Here is a 13758-nt window from a genome sequence, read left to right on the forward strand (position 1 = left end):
ACCGTGAAACGACTTTGCGCCGATGATAGTGCTGCAACCAGTGTGAAAGTAGGTTATCGTCAGGCTAGTTATATAGAAAAGCCCCACTCAGTGATCTGAGTGGGGCTTTTCGCTTTGGGGTGCTGTATTCAGCTGGTCCAATATACGACGACCTATCTGCAAAAAAAGCCCGCTGATTCACACCGGCGGGCTTTTTCGCATCCAGGCGAATTGCGCCTCCTTATGTGCGATCCCGCAAGCCAATTAATCTGTCCAGCAATCCTTCCACCGACACCGCAATCCGATCCAGACTGGCTTCACGCAGCTGCGCAGTATCGACCACCTGCTCGCTGCGCGACCCTGCCCAGCGCAGCAGCGCGCTGCAGGCATCCGGATGATCGAACAGGCCATGCAGATACGTCCCCATGATCTGGCCATCGGCCGACATCGCGCCTTCACCGCGCCCGTCGATCGCAAACACAGGCCGCGTCATCGCCGCACCACTCGATACGCCCATATGGATTTCATACCCGCTGACGCGACCTGACGTATCGCCTGGCACGAATGCACATAGTCCTTCGACCCGCGTCAATTGCTTGTCACGTGTGAGCTCGGTATCGATATCAAGCAGTCCGAGTCCGTTCGACACGCCCGGCGCGCCTTCCACACCATGTGGGTCGCCAACTGTCTTCCCCAGCATCTGGAATCCGCCGCACACGCCGATGACCTTCCCGCCGTAACGCAGGTGGCGCGCAATCTGCTCACGCCACCCATGCGTATCGAGCCAGGCCAGATCGCCGCGCGTGTTCTTGCTGCCCGGGAGGATGATCAGGTCGGCGCCGGGAATCGTTTCGCCCTCGCGCACGAAACGCAGGTCGATGTCGGGATGCGCGCGCAGCGCATCGAAATCGGTGTGGTTACTCATGCGCGGCAGGCTTGGCACGACCACGCCAAACGCGCCCTTGCTCGTTTGCGCCGCCTGCACGGCATCTTCGGCATCGAGGAACAGTCCGTGCAGATAAGGCAGCACCGCCAGCACCGGCTTGCCGGTTTGCGCCTCGAGCCAATCCAGCCCCGGTTCGAGCAGCTTGATGTCGCCCCGGAAGCGGTTGATGACAAAGCCGATCACGCGGTCGCGCTCAGACTGCGACAGGCACGATAACGTGCCGACCAAGTGCGCAAACACGCCGCCGCGATCGATGTCGGCAACCAGGATCACCGGACAGTCAACCGCTTCGGCAAAGCCCATATTGGCAATGTCGCGATCGCGCAGATTGATTTCGGCCGGACTGCCGGCGCCTTCGACGATCACGGCCTCGTACTGGGCCAGCAGGCGCGCATGCGATTCGAGCACCGCGCCCATCGCGATCGGTTTGTACTGGTGGTAGTCGCGCGCATTCATGTCGGCGCGCACCCGGCCATGGATGATGACCTGGGCGCCGGTGTCGCTCGATGGCTTGAGCAGCACCGGGTTCATGTCGGTGTGCGCCTCGATACCGGCGGCGATGGCCTGCAGCGCCTGGGCGCGGCCGATCTCGCCGCCATCGCGCGTGACCGCGCTATTCAGCGCCATGTTCTGTGGCTTGAACGGCGCGACCTTCACGCCGCGCTGCATCAATAGCCGGCACAGCGCCGCGACCACCGTCGTTTTGCCGGCGTCCGACGTCGTCCCTTGCACCATCAGGGTCCGGTAGGGGAACGTGCTCATTTCGGGCGCCGCTGGCGTGCCTGCTCCAGCGCCTCGCACATGGTGGCTGTGCCCTGGATCATGCGCGGCCCCGCGCGATTAAGCAAATGGCCGTCGAGCGTGAACAGATTATTGCGGCTCACGGCAGTCATGGTGCCGTACGACTTCCACAACTGCACGCCGCCGTAGTTCTTTTCGGCCGTGGCGATGATCACTTCGGGATTTTCCTGCAGCACGCTCTCGAGCGTGACCACCGGCGCTGTCACGGCCAGCTTGTCGAAGACGTTCACACCGCCGCACAGGTGCATCGCATCGGTCAGGATGTGTTTTCCGCTGAGCGTGTACAGCGGCTTGTCCCACACCTGGTAAAAGACGCGCACCGGCGCGCGGCCTGCGTACTGCTTGCGCAGGCTGGCCAGCTGCGTGCGCAGCGCGGCCGCCGCCGTTTTGGCTGCCGCATCGGTCCCCATCAACTGGCCAAGCCGTTCGACGCTGTCCGGAATGGCACCCAGCGTCTGCGCATCGCTCTGGAACACAGGGATGCCGAGCTGGCGCACCATTTCGATTTGCCTGTCCGAGCTGTTGTGGCGCCAGGCCACGATCAGGTCGGGCTTCAGCGAGATCAATAATTCCATGTCGATCTCGCGGTTCGACCCGATACGCGGGATACGGTTGGCGGCTTCCGGATAATCGCTATAGTTCACGGTGCCCACGACGCGGCTGCCGCCACCGGCCGCGAACAGCAGCTCGGTCACGCTCGGCGCGAGCGAGATGATGCGCAGCGCCGGCTTGGCGACCGTGACGGTCTGGCCGCCATCGTCCTTGACCGTGATCGCGGCCTGCGCACAGGTGATCGACAGGCCTGTGATCAGCGCCGCCGTCAGGGCAGCCGTCAGCATCGTTGTTTTCATCGTTGGTTCCATTCATGAAGTGCGTGTTCAAAGCGGTGCCATTCAGGTTCGCCTGCCGGCAGGCCGACGCGGATACCGCGCCCGGCATCCCGGAACAACCGGCACCAGATGCCGCGCGCTGCCATGTGGGCGTGGAAGGCTTCGGGCTGTATTTGCGGCCACCAGCGGAACAACGTCGTGCCACTGCTGGCGATACCGTGCTCCAGCAACAGCCGCGTCATCCGCTCGCCCGACTGGCGCAGACTGGTGCGCGTTGCGTGCTGCCAGGCGCTATCGGTCAGTGCAGCCAGCGCGATTTCCTGCGCCGGACCGCTGATGGTCCAGGGCCCCAGCAGATCCGCCAGATCGCGCAGCAGGCTGTCGTGCGCGGCGACGAAGCCCAGGCGCAGGCCGGCGAGGCCAAAGAATTTGCCGATCGAGCGCAGCACGATGAGGCCGGGCTGCGATGCGTGCATTGCCACGCTGAGCGCCGTCGTGGTGTCGCCAAACGCTTCGTCGACGATCAGCCAGCCGCCGCGCGCCTGCAGGCGTGTAGCCCAGTCGAGCAGGCGTTCCGGCGCGATTGTCTCGCCGGTCGGGTTGTTCGGATTGACGACGACGACGACATCGCTGACGTCGACCGCCGCTTCCAGTTCGGCGTATGTGATTTGCCGCAGCAGGTGGCCGTGCTGACCCCAGTGGTGCGCGTGCTCCGCGTACGATGGCGCCGACACGGCGACGCGCGACGGTGCACGCAGGCGGGGAAGGGCCTGGATCGCAGCCTGGGTGCCGGCCACCGGCAGCATTTGCGACGCCTGGTAGTACGCACAGGCCGCCGCCAGCAGCGCCGGATCCGGCTCGGGCAGACGCAGCCAGGCCCCGGGCGAAGGCGCCGGGGCCGGATAGCCATGCGGGTTGATCCCGGTCGACAGGTCGATCCAGTCGTCGCGCCCGTCATACCGCGCGGCCTCGCGCAGGTTGCCGCCATGTTCAAGCATGCGGCGCCCCGATCACGGATAACACGGCCAGCAGGCAGACGACGCCGAGCCACAGCAGTGTCGTGCGCAGCACCAGCTGCCAGGCGCGCCGGATGTCGCCGGCGCAGGCGGCCGGCCCGGCGCCCAGTGGCGGGCGCTGTTCGACCTCGCCATCGTAGACGGCCGCGCCGCCGAGCGACACGCCCAGTGCGCCGGCGCCGCTGGCCATCACCGGCCCGGCGTTCGGGCTGCTCCATGCCGGCGCCTGCGTGCGCCAGCAGTGCCAGGCGCGCGCACGCCCCGCACCGGCCAGCAGCACATACGACAGCGCGGTCAGGCGCGCCGGAAGATAATTCAACACGTCGTCAATGCGCGCTGCAGGGCGGCCGAACAGATTGAAACGCGCGCTGCGATAACCCCACATCGCATCGAGCGTATTGGCGAGCCGGAACAGCACCGCGCCTGGCCCGCCCAGCAGGATGAACCAGAACAGCGTGCCGAACACGGCGTCGTTGCCGTTTTCAAGAAGCGACTCGACGCTTGCCTTGGCCAGGTCGGACTCGCTGGCGTTGGCAGTGTCGCGGCTGACGATGCGGGCGGTCAGTGCGCGCCCCTGGGCCAGATCGCCGCTGCGCAGCGCCTCGTAGATCGGGATCGTATGATCGCGCAGGCTGCGCAGGCCGATGCACAGGTACAGCAGCACCGCGTGCAGCCACAGGCCGGCGACATCGGTCAGCACGACGAACAAGGCAGTCAATGGCAGCACTGCGAACGTCCATGCGAGGCCACCGCGCGGCAGGCGCAGGTTGCCTCGGTTCAGGCGCCGCTCGATGAAGTTCGCCAGATTGCCGAAGCCCACCAGCGGATGCCAGCGCCGCGTCTCGCCCAGCAACAGGTCGAGCGCACTACCTGCCACCAGCAGCAGCGCCACCGTCGACAACGACAAGCCAGTCAGCACAGGGAACCCTTCAGAAAAAGTGGCAGGCCGGCCGCGACCAGCACCGCGCTGTCCACGCGCGCAGCCACCGCCTGATTCAGCCGTCCGGCTTCGTCGGCAAAGCTGCGCGAGATCGCGCCCCACGGCACGATGCCCATGCCGACTTCGTTCGACACGAAGACCACGTTGCCCGGCAAGCCCGCATCGAGCAGGTCCAGCAGGGCCGCGCGTTCTTCATGAAACCGGTCCGGCAGCGTCAAAGCGCCGACCTCGGGATACTCACGGCCATCGCAGAACATCAGGTTGCTGAGCCACAGCGTCAAGCAATCGACCAGCACCAGGCGACCCGGCAGGCATTCGGCGCGCAGCGTCTGCGCCAGCGCCAGTTCTTCTTCGACCGTGCGCCATTCGGGCGGCCGCTGCGCCCGGTGCAGCGCAATGCGCGCCGCCATCTCGCCATCACCCGCGCGCGAGGTGGCGATATACACGACTTCCCGGCCCGACTCGCGCGCCAGCCGTTCGGCGAAGGCGCTCTTGCCCGAGCGTGCGCCGCCAAAGACCAGCGTCGCGCTCATGGCGCACCGCCAAACAGCGCGGCAACCGCGCGTGGGTTGGACGGGAAGTAACCGTGGAAGTAGGACGCGAACAGCGAACCGACGCGGTACACCGCTTCGCCCGGTGTCTGCGTGCGCTGCTTGACGGTATGTGCCTGCGGCGGCACGTCGGTGGCCAGCAGCGAATAGTGGAAGGTGTGGCCGCGCAGTTCGCCCTCCGGCGTGGCCAGCGCATGCATGCCGAGGCCAGCCAGGCGCTGTTGCATCGCCACTTCGCCCGGCAGCACGCCGGCCATCTCCCAGCGCCGGCCATCGCTGTCGGTCAAGCCATCGGCCAGGGCCATCATGCCGCCGCATTCGGCCACGATCGACACGCCGCGCGCATGGGCCGCGCGGATCGAATCACGCCAGCGCGTTGCGCCTTGCAGCACCGCGCCATGCAGCTCGGGATAGCCGCCCGGCAGGTACACGGCGTCGGCATGGTCCGGCACCGCGTCGTTCGACAGCGGTGCAAAGTAGGTGATCTGCGCGCCCAGCGCCTTGAGCAGCTCGACGTTCGCCGGATACACGAACATGAACGACGGGTCATGCGCGATTGCGATCGTGCGGCCGGCTAGCGGCGTGTCGATCTGCGCCGGGACGGCGTGCGCCGGTGCCAATGCGGGCACCATCACAGGCAGCGCATCCCACGCCGCCTCATCGAACTCGATGCTGTCGGCCAGCGCGTCAAGGATACGCTGCAGCTCTTCGACTTCACCCGGCAGCACCAGGCCCAGTTGCCGCTCGGGCAGCTGATGTTCCTGACGCGCCAGGGTGCCGATCAGGGGAATGTCGCGCAGCGACTCCTTGACCATCGCCGCGTGGCCGCTGCTGGCGACGCGGTTGGCGATCACGCCAGCCATCTGCACGGGACCATAGTCACGCAAGCCTTGCGCCACGGCGCCGGCCGTCTGCGCCATCGCCGATGCATCCAGTACCGCAAGCACCGGAATCCCGAACGCGCGCGCCAGGTCGGCGCTCGATGGCGCGCCGTCATACAGGCCCATCACGCCTTCGACGAGAATCGCGTCGGCCTCCGCAGCGGCGGCCTGCAGGCGCTGGCGGCAGGCTTCAAGGCCGACCATCCACAAATCCAGATTGTGGACGGGCGTGCCGCACGCGCTTTCCAGCATCACCGGATCGACGAAGTCGGGACCGCACTTGAACACGCGCACGCGCTTGCCCATGCGGATCAAACGCCGCGCCAATGCGGCCGTGACGGTAGTCTTGCCCTGGCCGGAGGCCATTGCCGCCACCAGCACCACGCGCGCGCCGGGATGCGGGTTCATTACCACTCCGTCCCGGCCTGGGCGCCGATCCCCGCCTTGAACGCGTGCTTGACGACGTTCATTTCGGTGACGGTGTCGGCGATCGCCACCAGTTCGGGCGGCGCGCCACGGCCCGTGATCACCACGTGCTGCATGGTCGGGCGATCCAGCAGGTCGGCGATCACGGTGTGCACGTCGACGTACCCGTATTTGAGCGCGATATTCAGTTCGTCCAGCACCACCATGCCGATACTCGGATCGGACAGGAACTGCTTGGCCAGCGCCCATGCCTCGGTCGCTTTTTCGATGTCGCGCTCGCGGTTCTGGGTTTCCCAGGTATAGCCTTCGCCCATCGCATGAAAGCGCACTTCGTCCGGGAAGCGGCGCAGGAAGGTTTCCTCGCCGGTCGACAGCGCGCCCTTGATGAACTGGACCACGCCGACCTGCATGCCGTGGCCCAGTGCGCGCGCGACCATGCCGAACGCGCTCGAGCTCTTGCCTTTACCGTTGCCGGTATTGACGATGATGATGCCGATCTCTTTGTCGGCCGACGCGATCTTTGCGTCGATGACGGCTTTCTTGCGCTCCATGCGCACGCGATGGCGCTCGTTCAGCGCAGCGGTTTGTTCGGAAGTCATGTCGTTCATGCGGAATCCTCTTGAGGGATGAAGATGCGGCGGCCGTGATGTTCGATCATCTCGATCGGGTGGCCGAGGTAGTCGCCCAGCAGCGCGCTCTGCATGGTCTGTTCGTTGGTGCCGGCATGCCAGCGGCCATCGCCCATCAGCAGCAGCACGTGGGTCGAGATGCGCGAAGCCAGGTTCAGGTCGTGGCCGATCATGACCACGGTGCGATTCTGCTCGCGGCACAGGCGCGCAAGCAGGCCTGTCACGCTCACCTGGTGCGCCAGGTCGAGCGCATTGGCTGGCTCGTCGAGCAGCAGCAACGGGGTTTGTTGGGCCAGCAGGGCGGCAATCGCCACGCGCTGGCGCTCGCCGCCGGACAGCGTGCGCACGTCGCGCGCCGCCAGGTCACTCACGTCCATCGACGCCAGGGCTTCCAGCGCAATCTGATGGTCGTCGCTGCCTTCCCAGTAGCGGTTGGCGTGGTACGGGTGGCGCGCCGAGAGCACGCTCTCGAGCACCGTGTAGGCAAAGGCGTCGTGGCGCGACTGGGCGAGAAAGGCGCGCTCGCGCGCCAGGTCGGTCAGCGGCCAGGCTGCCAGGGCGCGTCCGCCGATGTGGACCGCGCCGCCGTCGGGCTGGTGCAAGCCCGCCAGCGTACGCAGCAAAGTGCTCTTGCCGGCGCCGTTGCGGCCGATGATGCTCCAGCATTCGCCCGGTTGCGCGGACCAGTTCAAGCCCTGCACCAGGGTGCGCCCGGCAATGGATAGACGCAGGTCGTGGGTGGCGATGACGGTCATTTGCGCATGCGGTGCAGTTGATACAGGAAGACCGGCGCACCGATCATCGCCGTGATGGCGCCGACCGGCAGCTGCTGCGGCGCGACGATCGTGCGTGCCAGCGTGTCGCACAGCACCAGGAACGCGCCGCCGCTCAGGACGACGGCGGGAATCAGCACGCGGTGATCGGGCCCGAAGGCGAAGCGGCAGGCGTGCGGCACGATCAGGCCGACGAAGCCAATCGAACCGGCGCTGGTGACGGCGCTCGCCGTGAGCAGCGCCGACACGAAGAACAGGCCCTTGCGCAGCGCGCTCACGCGCACGCCCAGCGTGACGGCGTTTTCGGCGTGCAGCGCGACCATGTTCATGGCGCGTGCGCTGCGCATGGCAAACAGTAGCGCGCCGACCAGCACGATCCACGGCGCCAGGCGCAGCGGCGCGCCGGCCAGGTCGCCAATCAGCCAGAAGATCATGCTGCGCAGGCGCCCCTCGGGCGCGATCGACAGCATGAGGGTGACGAGGGAGCCGCACAGGGCCGAGACAATCACCCCGGTCAGCAGCAGCATCGAGGCGCCGCCTTCGGCGGCCTGGCCGCTGCGCAGGTCGCGCCGCGCCAACACGTACAGCAGCAGGGAGACGCCAATCGCGCCCACCAGTGCGGCCGCATCGACCATCAGCGTGGACGCCATGAGCAGCAGGGCGAGGAGGGCGCCGACTGACGCGCCGGACGAGACGCCCAGCACATACGGGTCGGCGAGGGGATTGCGTAACAGCGCCTGCATCATCAGGCCGGCCAGGGCGAGGGCGCCGCCGGTGGCAAAGGCCACCAGCGCGCGGCTGGCGCGCAGGTCGAGCAGGGATGCGGACAGGGATTCGGGTTGGCCGCTGGCCAATTGGCGCAGGGCGTCGGGGATATCGCTGAGTGGCACGCGGATGGAACCGGTCATGCCCGAGAACAGCAGGGTGGCGATGGCCAGGACCAGCATGGCGCCGACGATGAGCGTGGCGCGTTGGCGTAATGACGGGACGGGTGCTTGCATGCGGGCCCTGATAGTTGATCGATGCCCGCGGCGCGTGCGCCGCGGGCGAAAAATGCCAGCTTAACGGATGCCGTAGCGCAGCGACGCGAACCAGGTGCGGCCGCTGGTGCCGTAGTTGCGCGCCACTTCGTAGTTCTTGTCCGCGACGTTATTCACGCGCAGCAGCAAGGACCAGTCGGGCGTGAACTGGTACGTGGTGTACAGGTTCAGCAAGCCGTAGCCACCCAGGCGGCTGGTATTGGGCGCGTTGTCGAAACGGTCACCCGACACGGTCAGCTCGGCGCCGCTCTTTAACTGGCCCATCACGTAGTCGGCCGCGAAGTTGGCGTGCTTCTTCGCGCGGCGCGCCAGCTGGCGGCCGGTGGTGTCGTCACGCGGATCCTGCCAATCGAGGCTGGCGCGCAGGTTCACGTCCATCAGGCGCGTGCTGCCGGCCAGCGAGAAGCCTTCGAGCGTTGCTTCGTTGACGTTGTAGGCGCAGCTGCGGTTTATACCATCCGGGCAGGGCGTGCTTGATACGATCATGTCGGTCAGGCGGTTGTGGAAGTACGTGGCGTCGAGCTTGTAGCCATTGCCGTCGTAGCGCAGGCCCACTTCACGGTTGCGGCCTTTTTCCGGCTTGTTCGTCTCCAGGCCGTAGTTCGGGAAGTACAACTCGTTGAACGTCGGGGCGCGGAAGCTCGTGCCGATGCTGGCGGTGGCGCGCAGGCCGTTGCCGAATTCGTAGCCGTAGCCTGCAGCGCCGGTGTTCTGGCTGCCGTAGACCGAGCGGTCCTGGCGCGCGCTGACATCGAACAGGTGATTGGCGCGCTTGGCCGAATACGCCGCTGCATATGAATTGGTGATGCGTGTCTTGCGCATCGACGCCACTTCTTCCTTGCGGTGGTTGAACAGCAGCTGCAGCGTGTCCTGGCCAATGGCGACGTTGTTCTGCCACGAGAATTCGTTCTGCTTGGTGTCGACCTGGCTGGCGCCGCTGGCCGTGGCGTTGCTGAAGCTGCCCGACTTGTCTTCCGAACGCGCGTACTGCATGGTGCTGCGCCAGTTCGGCAGGATCTGGTTGTTCATGTAGACGGCGGCGGTGTTCAGGTCCGTGTCGCTGTGCACATCGTAGCTGCCGGAACCACTGGCGTCGTACTGGCTGTACGTGCGACTGGCCAGGAACTGGGCGCCGATCTCGTGACCCGGCGCGAGCGCCATCGACACACGACCATTGGCGTTGCGGCGGCGGTAGCCGTCTTCGTCCGCGTTGTAGCCCGACGCACCGGGCCGCGTGGACGAGAAGCCATCCGACTCTTCGTAGCCGGCGCCGAAGGCATAGTTGATGGCATTCGGGCCACCGCTGCTGCCGAAGATGCCTGCGTCGCCCTGCAGCGTCGCGTTGCTGCCCGCGCCGACCGAAGCGGTGACGACAGGTGCGCCTTCGCCCTTGCGCGTGAAGATCTGGATCACGCCGCCGATGGCATCGGCGCCGTACAGCGTGCTCAGTGGACCGTAGACGATTTCGATGCGGTCGATGGCGCCCAGCGGGATGGCATTCCAGCTGGCGGTGCCGGTCGTGCCCGAGGCGATGCGCACGCCGTCGAGCAGCACGACGATCTGGTTGGCGTTCGCGCCGCGCACGTAGACGCTGGTGGCGGTGCCGGCCGGGCCGTTGCGGGTGATCTCGATGCCACGCTGGCGCTGCAGGATGTCGGCCACCGAGCCGGCGCCCGAGCGCGCGATCTCTTCGGCGTTGATGACGGTGGTGTCGGCGATCAGGTCCGCAGCGGGTTGCGGCGTGCGGGTGGCGGTGACGACGACGGTGTCAGCGACTTCGGCGATGGCGGTGGACGAGATGAGGGCGAGTGCGAGCGACACAGCGGCCGCTTGCCGGCTTACTGGAAAATTCATGAGTGGTTCTTATCAAAGGCATCCCGCCGACGTCCCCGTGGGCTGGATTCAAAGGATCGCGCTGTGCGCGTATCCACCTTTTGGCCGGTATCCGGGCTGACAAGTATGGCCGTCCGACCTTCCCATGCTCAGAAAAGCACAGTGGTATGAGGGGGCGGTTTGCCGCAGGATCCGATGAGAGGCTGCAGCACTTGCTTACCGTTGCGGGGGCAGCACGCGTTGGCCGTGTGAAGGGCTTCGTGTTTCCCGTTTAACTGCACCTGCGAACGCAGGTGCGAGCACCAAAACGCGCTCATTATAAGGTGGTTGAACCGGGCATTGTCATATTTCCAGCACCATGACTTCGCCATAGCCGATCTGGTGTGGTGTCGATGCCGCACGCAGCGCAGCATCCTCCAATGTACCGCCGCCGGACATGGCGTGCAGCAGGCGCATGGTGCCGGCGTGGCAGATGACGAGTGCCTCGGCGTGCCCTGCGCGCTGGATGTCGGCGCGAAACTCGGCCACGCGCACGGCGACCTGCATGACGTTTTCGCCGCCGCCCGGGCGGTAGTGAAGCAGGTCGGCGTTCCAGGCATCGATCTCGTCCCGCGTGATGTCATCCCAGTGGCGCAGCTCCCACGCGCCAAAGTCCATCTCGGCCAGGCGTGCGTCGAACGTGGGTGCGCTTGACAGCTGCTGCGCCAGCACGGCGCTGCGTTGCAACGGGCTGGCGCAGACCGGCATGGCGCCGGGCAGGTTCTGATGATGCAGCGCCGCCAGCACGCGCGCAGTCTCAGTGTCCTGCGCCGGCAGGTCGGTGCGGCCATAGCAGTACCCTGCCGGCACGGCCGGTTTCGGGTGGCGTACGAGGTACAGGCGCATCAGGCCAGCGCGCCGCGGCCGAGCGTGGCCAGCACCGCGATGTAGATGGCCACTTCGGCCAACTGCTGCACGGCGCCAAGGCAGTCGCCCGTGTAGCCCTGCAGCCGGCGCGTGAATTTATGGGCCAGCCAGCGCGTGGCCAGCAAGGCCGAAAACAGCGCGGCGCCAATCGCGGCCAGGTCGAGCAGGCCAACGGCCAGCAGCACGATTGCTGGCACGAGCACCGTGAGCGTTGCAATCCCGAATTCGGCGCTGCTCATGCGCACGGCCAGCGGCTTGGCCTTGCCTTCGGCGCGGGCGTATTCCATCTGCCAGATCAGGGATGTGGCGGCCAGGCGCGAAAGCGGGTGCGCCAGCAGCAGGGCGCCGACAGCAGTCAAGGGTGGCAGCGTGGCGAGTGCGGCCAGCTTCGCGCCCAGCATGCAGACGATGCCGATCGCACCATACGCACCGACGCGTGAATCCTTCATGATCTCGAGCGCGCGTTCTTTCGTCATGCCGCCGCCCAGGCCATCGCAGGTGTCGGCGAAGCCGTCTTCGTGGAAGGCGCCGGTGAGGTAGATCGTCACGGCGGTGGAAAGCACGGCGGCCACTGGCGCTGGCAGCCAGTGCGCGGCGATGACGTAGACGGCCGCCCCGATCGCACCCACCACCACGCCCACCAGCGGGAAGTAGCGCGACGCGTGATTGAGCCAGGCCGGCTCGAAGCCGACCCAGCGCGGGATCGGGATCCGCGTGAAAAACTGCAGCGCAATGAAGAACAGGCGCAGTTGATGGATCATTCCGCGTGCTCGTCGAGTTGTCCCGAGACCTGGGCCGATGCGAAGGTCGCCATCTCGCTCAGGAAGTTGGCCGCTGCGTGTAGCAGGGGCAGGGCGAGTGCGCTGCCGGTGCCTTCGCCCAGGCGCAGGCCCAGGTCGAGCAGCGGCCGTGCTCCGAGCTGCTCGAGCAGCAGGGCGTGGCCATGCTCACCGGAGCAGTGCGCGAACACGCAATAGTCGAGGATCGCCGGTTGCAGGCGCGCGGCGACCAGCAGCGCGCTGGTGACGATGAAGCCGTCGATCAGCAGCACCTTGCGCAGGTGGGCTGCCTGCAGCATGGCGCCGGCCATCATCGCGATTTCGAAGCCGCCGAAGGTCGCCAGCACGTCAAGCAGTTGGTGCACGCTGGCGTGATGCGCGACGGCGGCAGCAACCACGTGCTCTTTGTGGCGGATGCCGTCAGGTGTCAGGCCGGTGCCTGCACCAACGCAGGCTGCCGCCGGCTGGCCGGTCAGTTTGTGCATCAGGGCGGCGGCAGAAGTCGTGTTCCCAATGCCCATCTCGCCGAAGCCCACGACATTGCCGGGCAGGTCGCGCGCCAGGGCCATGCCATGTTCGAGGGCCGTTGCGCAGTCCTGCGCGGACATCGCCGGTTCGACGGCGAAGTTGCGGGTGCCGTTGGCGACTTTTCGGTCGAGCAGACCAGCGCGCACGCCGAATTCGTGATTCACGCCAGCGTCGATTACGCGTAGCCCGCAGCCATTCTGGCGCGCGAAGACATTGATGGCCGCGCCGTTGGCCAGGAAGTTCTCGACCATCTGCCAGGTCACGTCTTGTGGATAGGCCGAGATGCCCTCGGCGACCACGCCGTGGTCAGCGGCAAAGACAAGGATTGCAGGTTGATCGATCGTCACCTGGGTTGTCTGCTGGATCAGACCCAGTTGGGCGGCAAGCGACTCGAGGCGGCCCAGGCTGCCGAGCGGTTTGGTCTTGTTATTGATGGCCGCAGCCAGGGATTGGGACAGCGCCGGGTTGGCGATCGGGGCAATAACAGGAATATGCATGAGTAGTAGAAAGGTCGCTATGGGCGGCGGCTACGATATCACAGCAGAAAGCATTGCAAGACGGCCGAGGCTTTGTTATAGTCTCGCTCCTCGACGCAGACGCCGCTTCAAACGCAGCGACAGCGAAGAAAAAGAAGTAAATCAGGGGTTGACGAAATTTGAGAAACACTTCATAATCTCGCCTCTCTGCTGCTAACGAACACAACGCTTCGTAGCAAACGGCAGAAGCAGTACCGAATAAAGTTCTTTAAAAATTAACAGTCGATAAGTGTGGGCGTTTGATGATGGTGCCAAGAACTTCGGTTCTTGATTACTTAAATTATCAAATGTTCACAAAAAAGAAATACGTTGCTCAGCAATGAGTAACGGTCAGTATTTTGAGTGAGCGACCCCTGCCGCAAGG

Annotated in this window: 13 protein-coding genes and 1 riboswitch; all 13 genes read right to left on the bottom strand. The window is 65.8% G+C overall.

The window, feature by feature from the left end; all coding sequences use genetic code 11:
* Nucleotides 1-220 precede the first annotated feature (220 nt).
* Nucleotides 221-1687 (bottom strand): cobyric acid synthase, encoded by a 1467-nt coding sequence (locus AC56LH_RS22495; protein WP_499649832.1) that lies wholly within the window; start codon nucleotides 1685-1687, stop codon nucleotides 221-223.
* Nucleotides 1684-2577 (bottom strand): cobalamin-binding protein, encoded by an 894-nt coding sequence (locus tag AC56LH_RS22500; protein WP_499649834.1) that lies wholly within the window; start codon nucleotides 2575-2577, stop codon nucleotides 1684-1686. The genes AC56LH_RS22495 and AC56LH_RS22500 overlap by 4 nt, the downstream gene beginning before the upstream one ends.
* Nucleotides 2574-3554 carry a threonine-phosphate decarboxylase CobD gene (gene cobD, locus AC56LH_RS22505; RefSeq protein ID WP_499649836.1) on the bottom strand — a complete coding sequence of 327 codons (981 nt, stop codon included), beginning with the start codon at nucleotides 3552-3554 and terminating at the stop codon, nucleotides 2574-2576. The genes AC56LH_RS22500 and cobD overlap by 4 nt, the downstream gene beginning before the upstream one ends.
* Complete coding sequence (gene cbiB, locus AC56LH_RS22510; protein WP_499649838.1) at nucleotides 3547-4491, bottom strand: adenosylcobinamide-phosphate synthase CbiB; 945 nt, start codon at nucleotides 4489-4491, stop codon at nucleotides 3547-3549. Before cbiB ends, cobD begins: the two co-directional genes overlap by 8 nt.
* A complete protein-coding gene (cobU, locus tag AC56LH_RS22515; RefSeq protein ID WP_499649839.1) occupies nucleotides 4485-5045 on the bottom strand; it encodes a bifunctional adenosylcobinamide kinase/adenosylcobinamide-phosphate guanylyltransferase in 561 nt (186 codons plus the stop codon). Before cobU ends, cbiB begins: the two co-directional genes overlap by 7 nt.
* Nucleotides 5042-6352, bottom strand: coding sequence for a cobyrinic acid a,c-diamide synthase CobB (locus tag AC56LH_RS22520; RefSeq protein ID WP_499649841.1), 1311 nt, complete (start codon nucleotides 6350-6352; stop codon nucleotides 5042-5044). The genes cobU and AC56LH_RS22520 overlap by 4 nt, the downstream gene beginning before the upstream one ends.
* On the bottom strand, nucleotides 6352-6978 hold the full coding sequence (gene cobO / locus AC56LH_RS22525; protein ID WP_499649843.1) for a cob(I)yrinic acid a,c-diamide adenosyltransferase: 627 nt from the start codon (nucleotides 6976-6978) through the stop codon (nucleotides 6352-6354). The genes AC56LH_RS22520 and cobO overlap by 1 nt, the downstream gene beginning before the upstream one ends.
* On the bottom strand, nucleotides 6975-7754 hold the full coding sequence (locus AC56LH_RS22530) for an ABC transporter ATP-binding protein (protein WP_499649845.1): 780 nt from the start codon (nucleotides 7752-7754) through the stop codon (nucleotides 6975-6977). The genes cobO and AC56LH_RS22530 overlap by 4 nt, the downstream gene beginning before the upstream one ends.
* Entirely contained in the window at nucleotides 7751-8773 is a 1023-nt protein-coding gene (locus tag AC56LH_RS22535) for a FecCD family ABC transporter permease (RefSeq protein ID WP_499649847.1), read from the bottom strand. The genes AC56LH_RS22530 and AC56LH_RS22535 overlap by 4 nt, the downstream gene beginning before the upstream one ends.
* A gap of 60 nt (nucleotides 8774-8833) precedes the next feature.
* On the bottom strand, nucleotides 8834-10666 hold the full coding sequence (locus AC56LH_RS22540; protein WP_499649849.1) for a TonB-dependent receptor domain-containing protein: 1833 nt from the start codon (nucleotides 10664-10666) through the stop codon (nucleotides 8834-8836).
* A gap of 65 nt (nucleotides 10667-10731) precedes the next feature.
* Nucleotides 10732-10967, bottom strand: a riboswitch (cobalamin riboswitch).
* A gap of 20 nt (nucleotides 10968-10987) precedes the next feature.
* Nucleotides 10988-11530, bottom strand: a complete 543-nt coding sequence (locus AC56LH_RS22545; RefSeq protein WP_499649851.1) for a histidine phosphatase family protein — start codon at nucleotides 11528-11530, stop codon at nucleotides 10988-10990.
* Nucleotides 11530-12312, bottom strand: a complete 783-nt coding sequence (locus AC56LH_RS22550) for an adenosylcobinamide-GDP ribazoletransferase (protein ID WP_499649853.1) — start codon at nucleotides 12310-12312, stop codon at nucleotides 11530-11532. The genes AC56LH_RS22545 and AC56LH_RS22550 overlap by 1 nt, the downstream gene beginning before the upstream one ends.
* Entirely contained in the window at nucleotides 12309-13355 is a 1047-nt protein-coding gene (gene cobT, locus AC56LH_RS22555) for a nicotinate-nucleotide--dimethylbenzimidazole phosphoribosyltransferase (protein WP_499649854.1), read from the bottom strand. The genes AC56LH_RS22550 and cobT overlap by 4 nt, the downstream gene beginning before the upstream one ends.
* Between the last annotated feature and the right edge of the window lie 403 nt (nucleotides 13356-13758).

The sequence above is a fragment of the Telluria sp. LT1R51-2 genome (assembly GCF_059685775.1).

Coding starts and splice junctions, on each gene's coding strand:
- cobU (WP_499649839.1), bottom strand. CDS start 5,045: ATGAGCGCGACGCTGGTCTTTGGCGGCGCACGCTCGGGCAAGAGCGCC.
- AC56LH_RS22520 (WP_499649841.1), bottom strand. CDS start 6,352: ATGAACCCGCATCCCGGCGCGCGCGTGGTGCTGGTGGCGGCAATGGCC.
- AC56LH_RS22500 (WP_499649834.1), bottom strand. CDS start 2,577: ATGAAAACAACGATGCTGACGGCTGCCCTGACGGCGGCGCTGATCACA.
- cobT (WP_499649854.1), bottom strand. CDS start 13,355: ATGCATATTCCTGTTATTGCCCCGATCGCCAACCCGGCGCTGTCCCAA.
- AC56LH_RS22535 (WP_499649847.1), bottom strand. CDS start 8,773: ATGCAAGCACCCGTCCCGTCATTACGCCAACGCGCCACGCTCATCGTC.
- AC56LH_RS22550 (WP_499649853.1), bottom strand. CDS start 12,312: ATGATCCATCAACTGCGCCTGTTCTTCATTGCGCTGCAGTTTTTCACG.
- AC56LH_RS22530 (WP_499649845.1), bottom strand. CDS start 7,754: ATGACCGTCATCGCCACCCACGACCTGCGTCTATCCATTGCCGGGCGC.
- cobO (WP_499649843.1), bottom strand. CDS start 6,978: ATGAACGACATGACTTCCGAACAAACCGCTGCGCTGAACGAGCGCCAT.
- AC56LH_RS22545 (WP_499649851.1), bottom strand. CDS start 11,530: ATGCGCCTGTACCTCGTACGCCACCCGAAACCGGCCGTGCCGGCAGGG.
- cobD (WP_499649836.1), bottom strand. CDS start 3,554: ATGCTTGAACATGGCGGCAACCTGCGCGAGGCCGCGCGGTATGACGGG.
- AC56LH_RS22495 (WP_499649832.1), bottom strand. CDS start 1,687: ATGAGCACGTTCCCCTACCGGACCCTGATGGTGCAAGGGACGACGTCG.
- AC56LH_RS22540 (WP_499649849.1), bottom strand. CDS start 10,666: ATGAATTTTCCAGTAAGCCGGCAAGCGGCCGCTGTGTCGCTCGCACTC.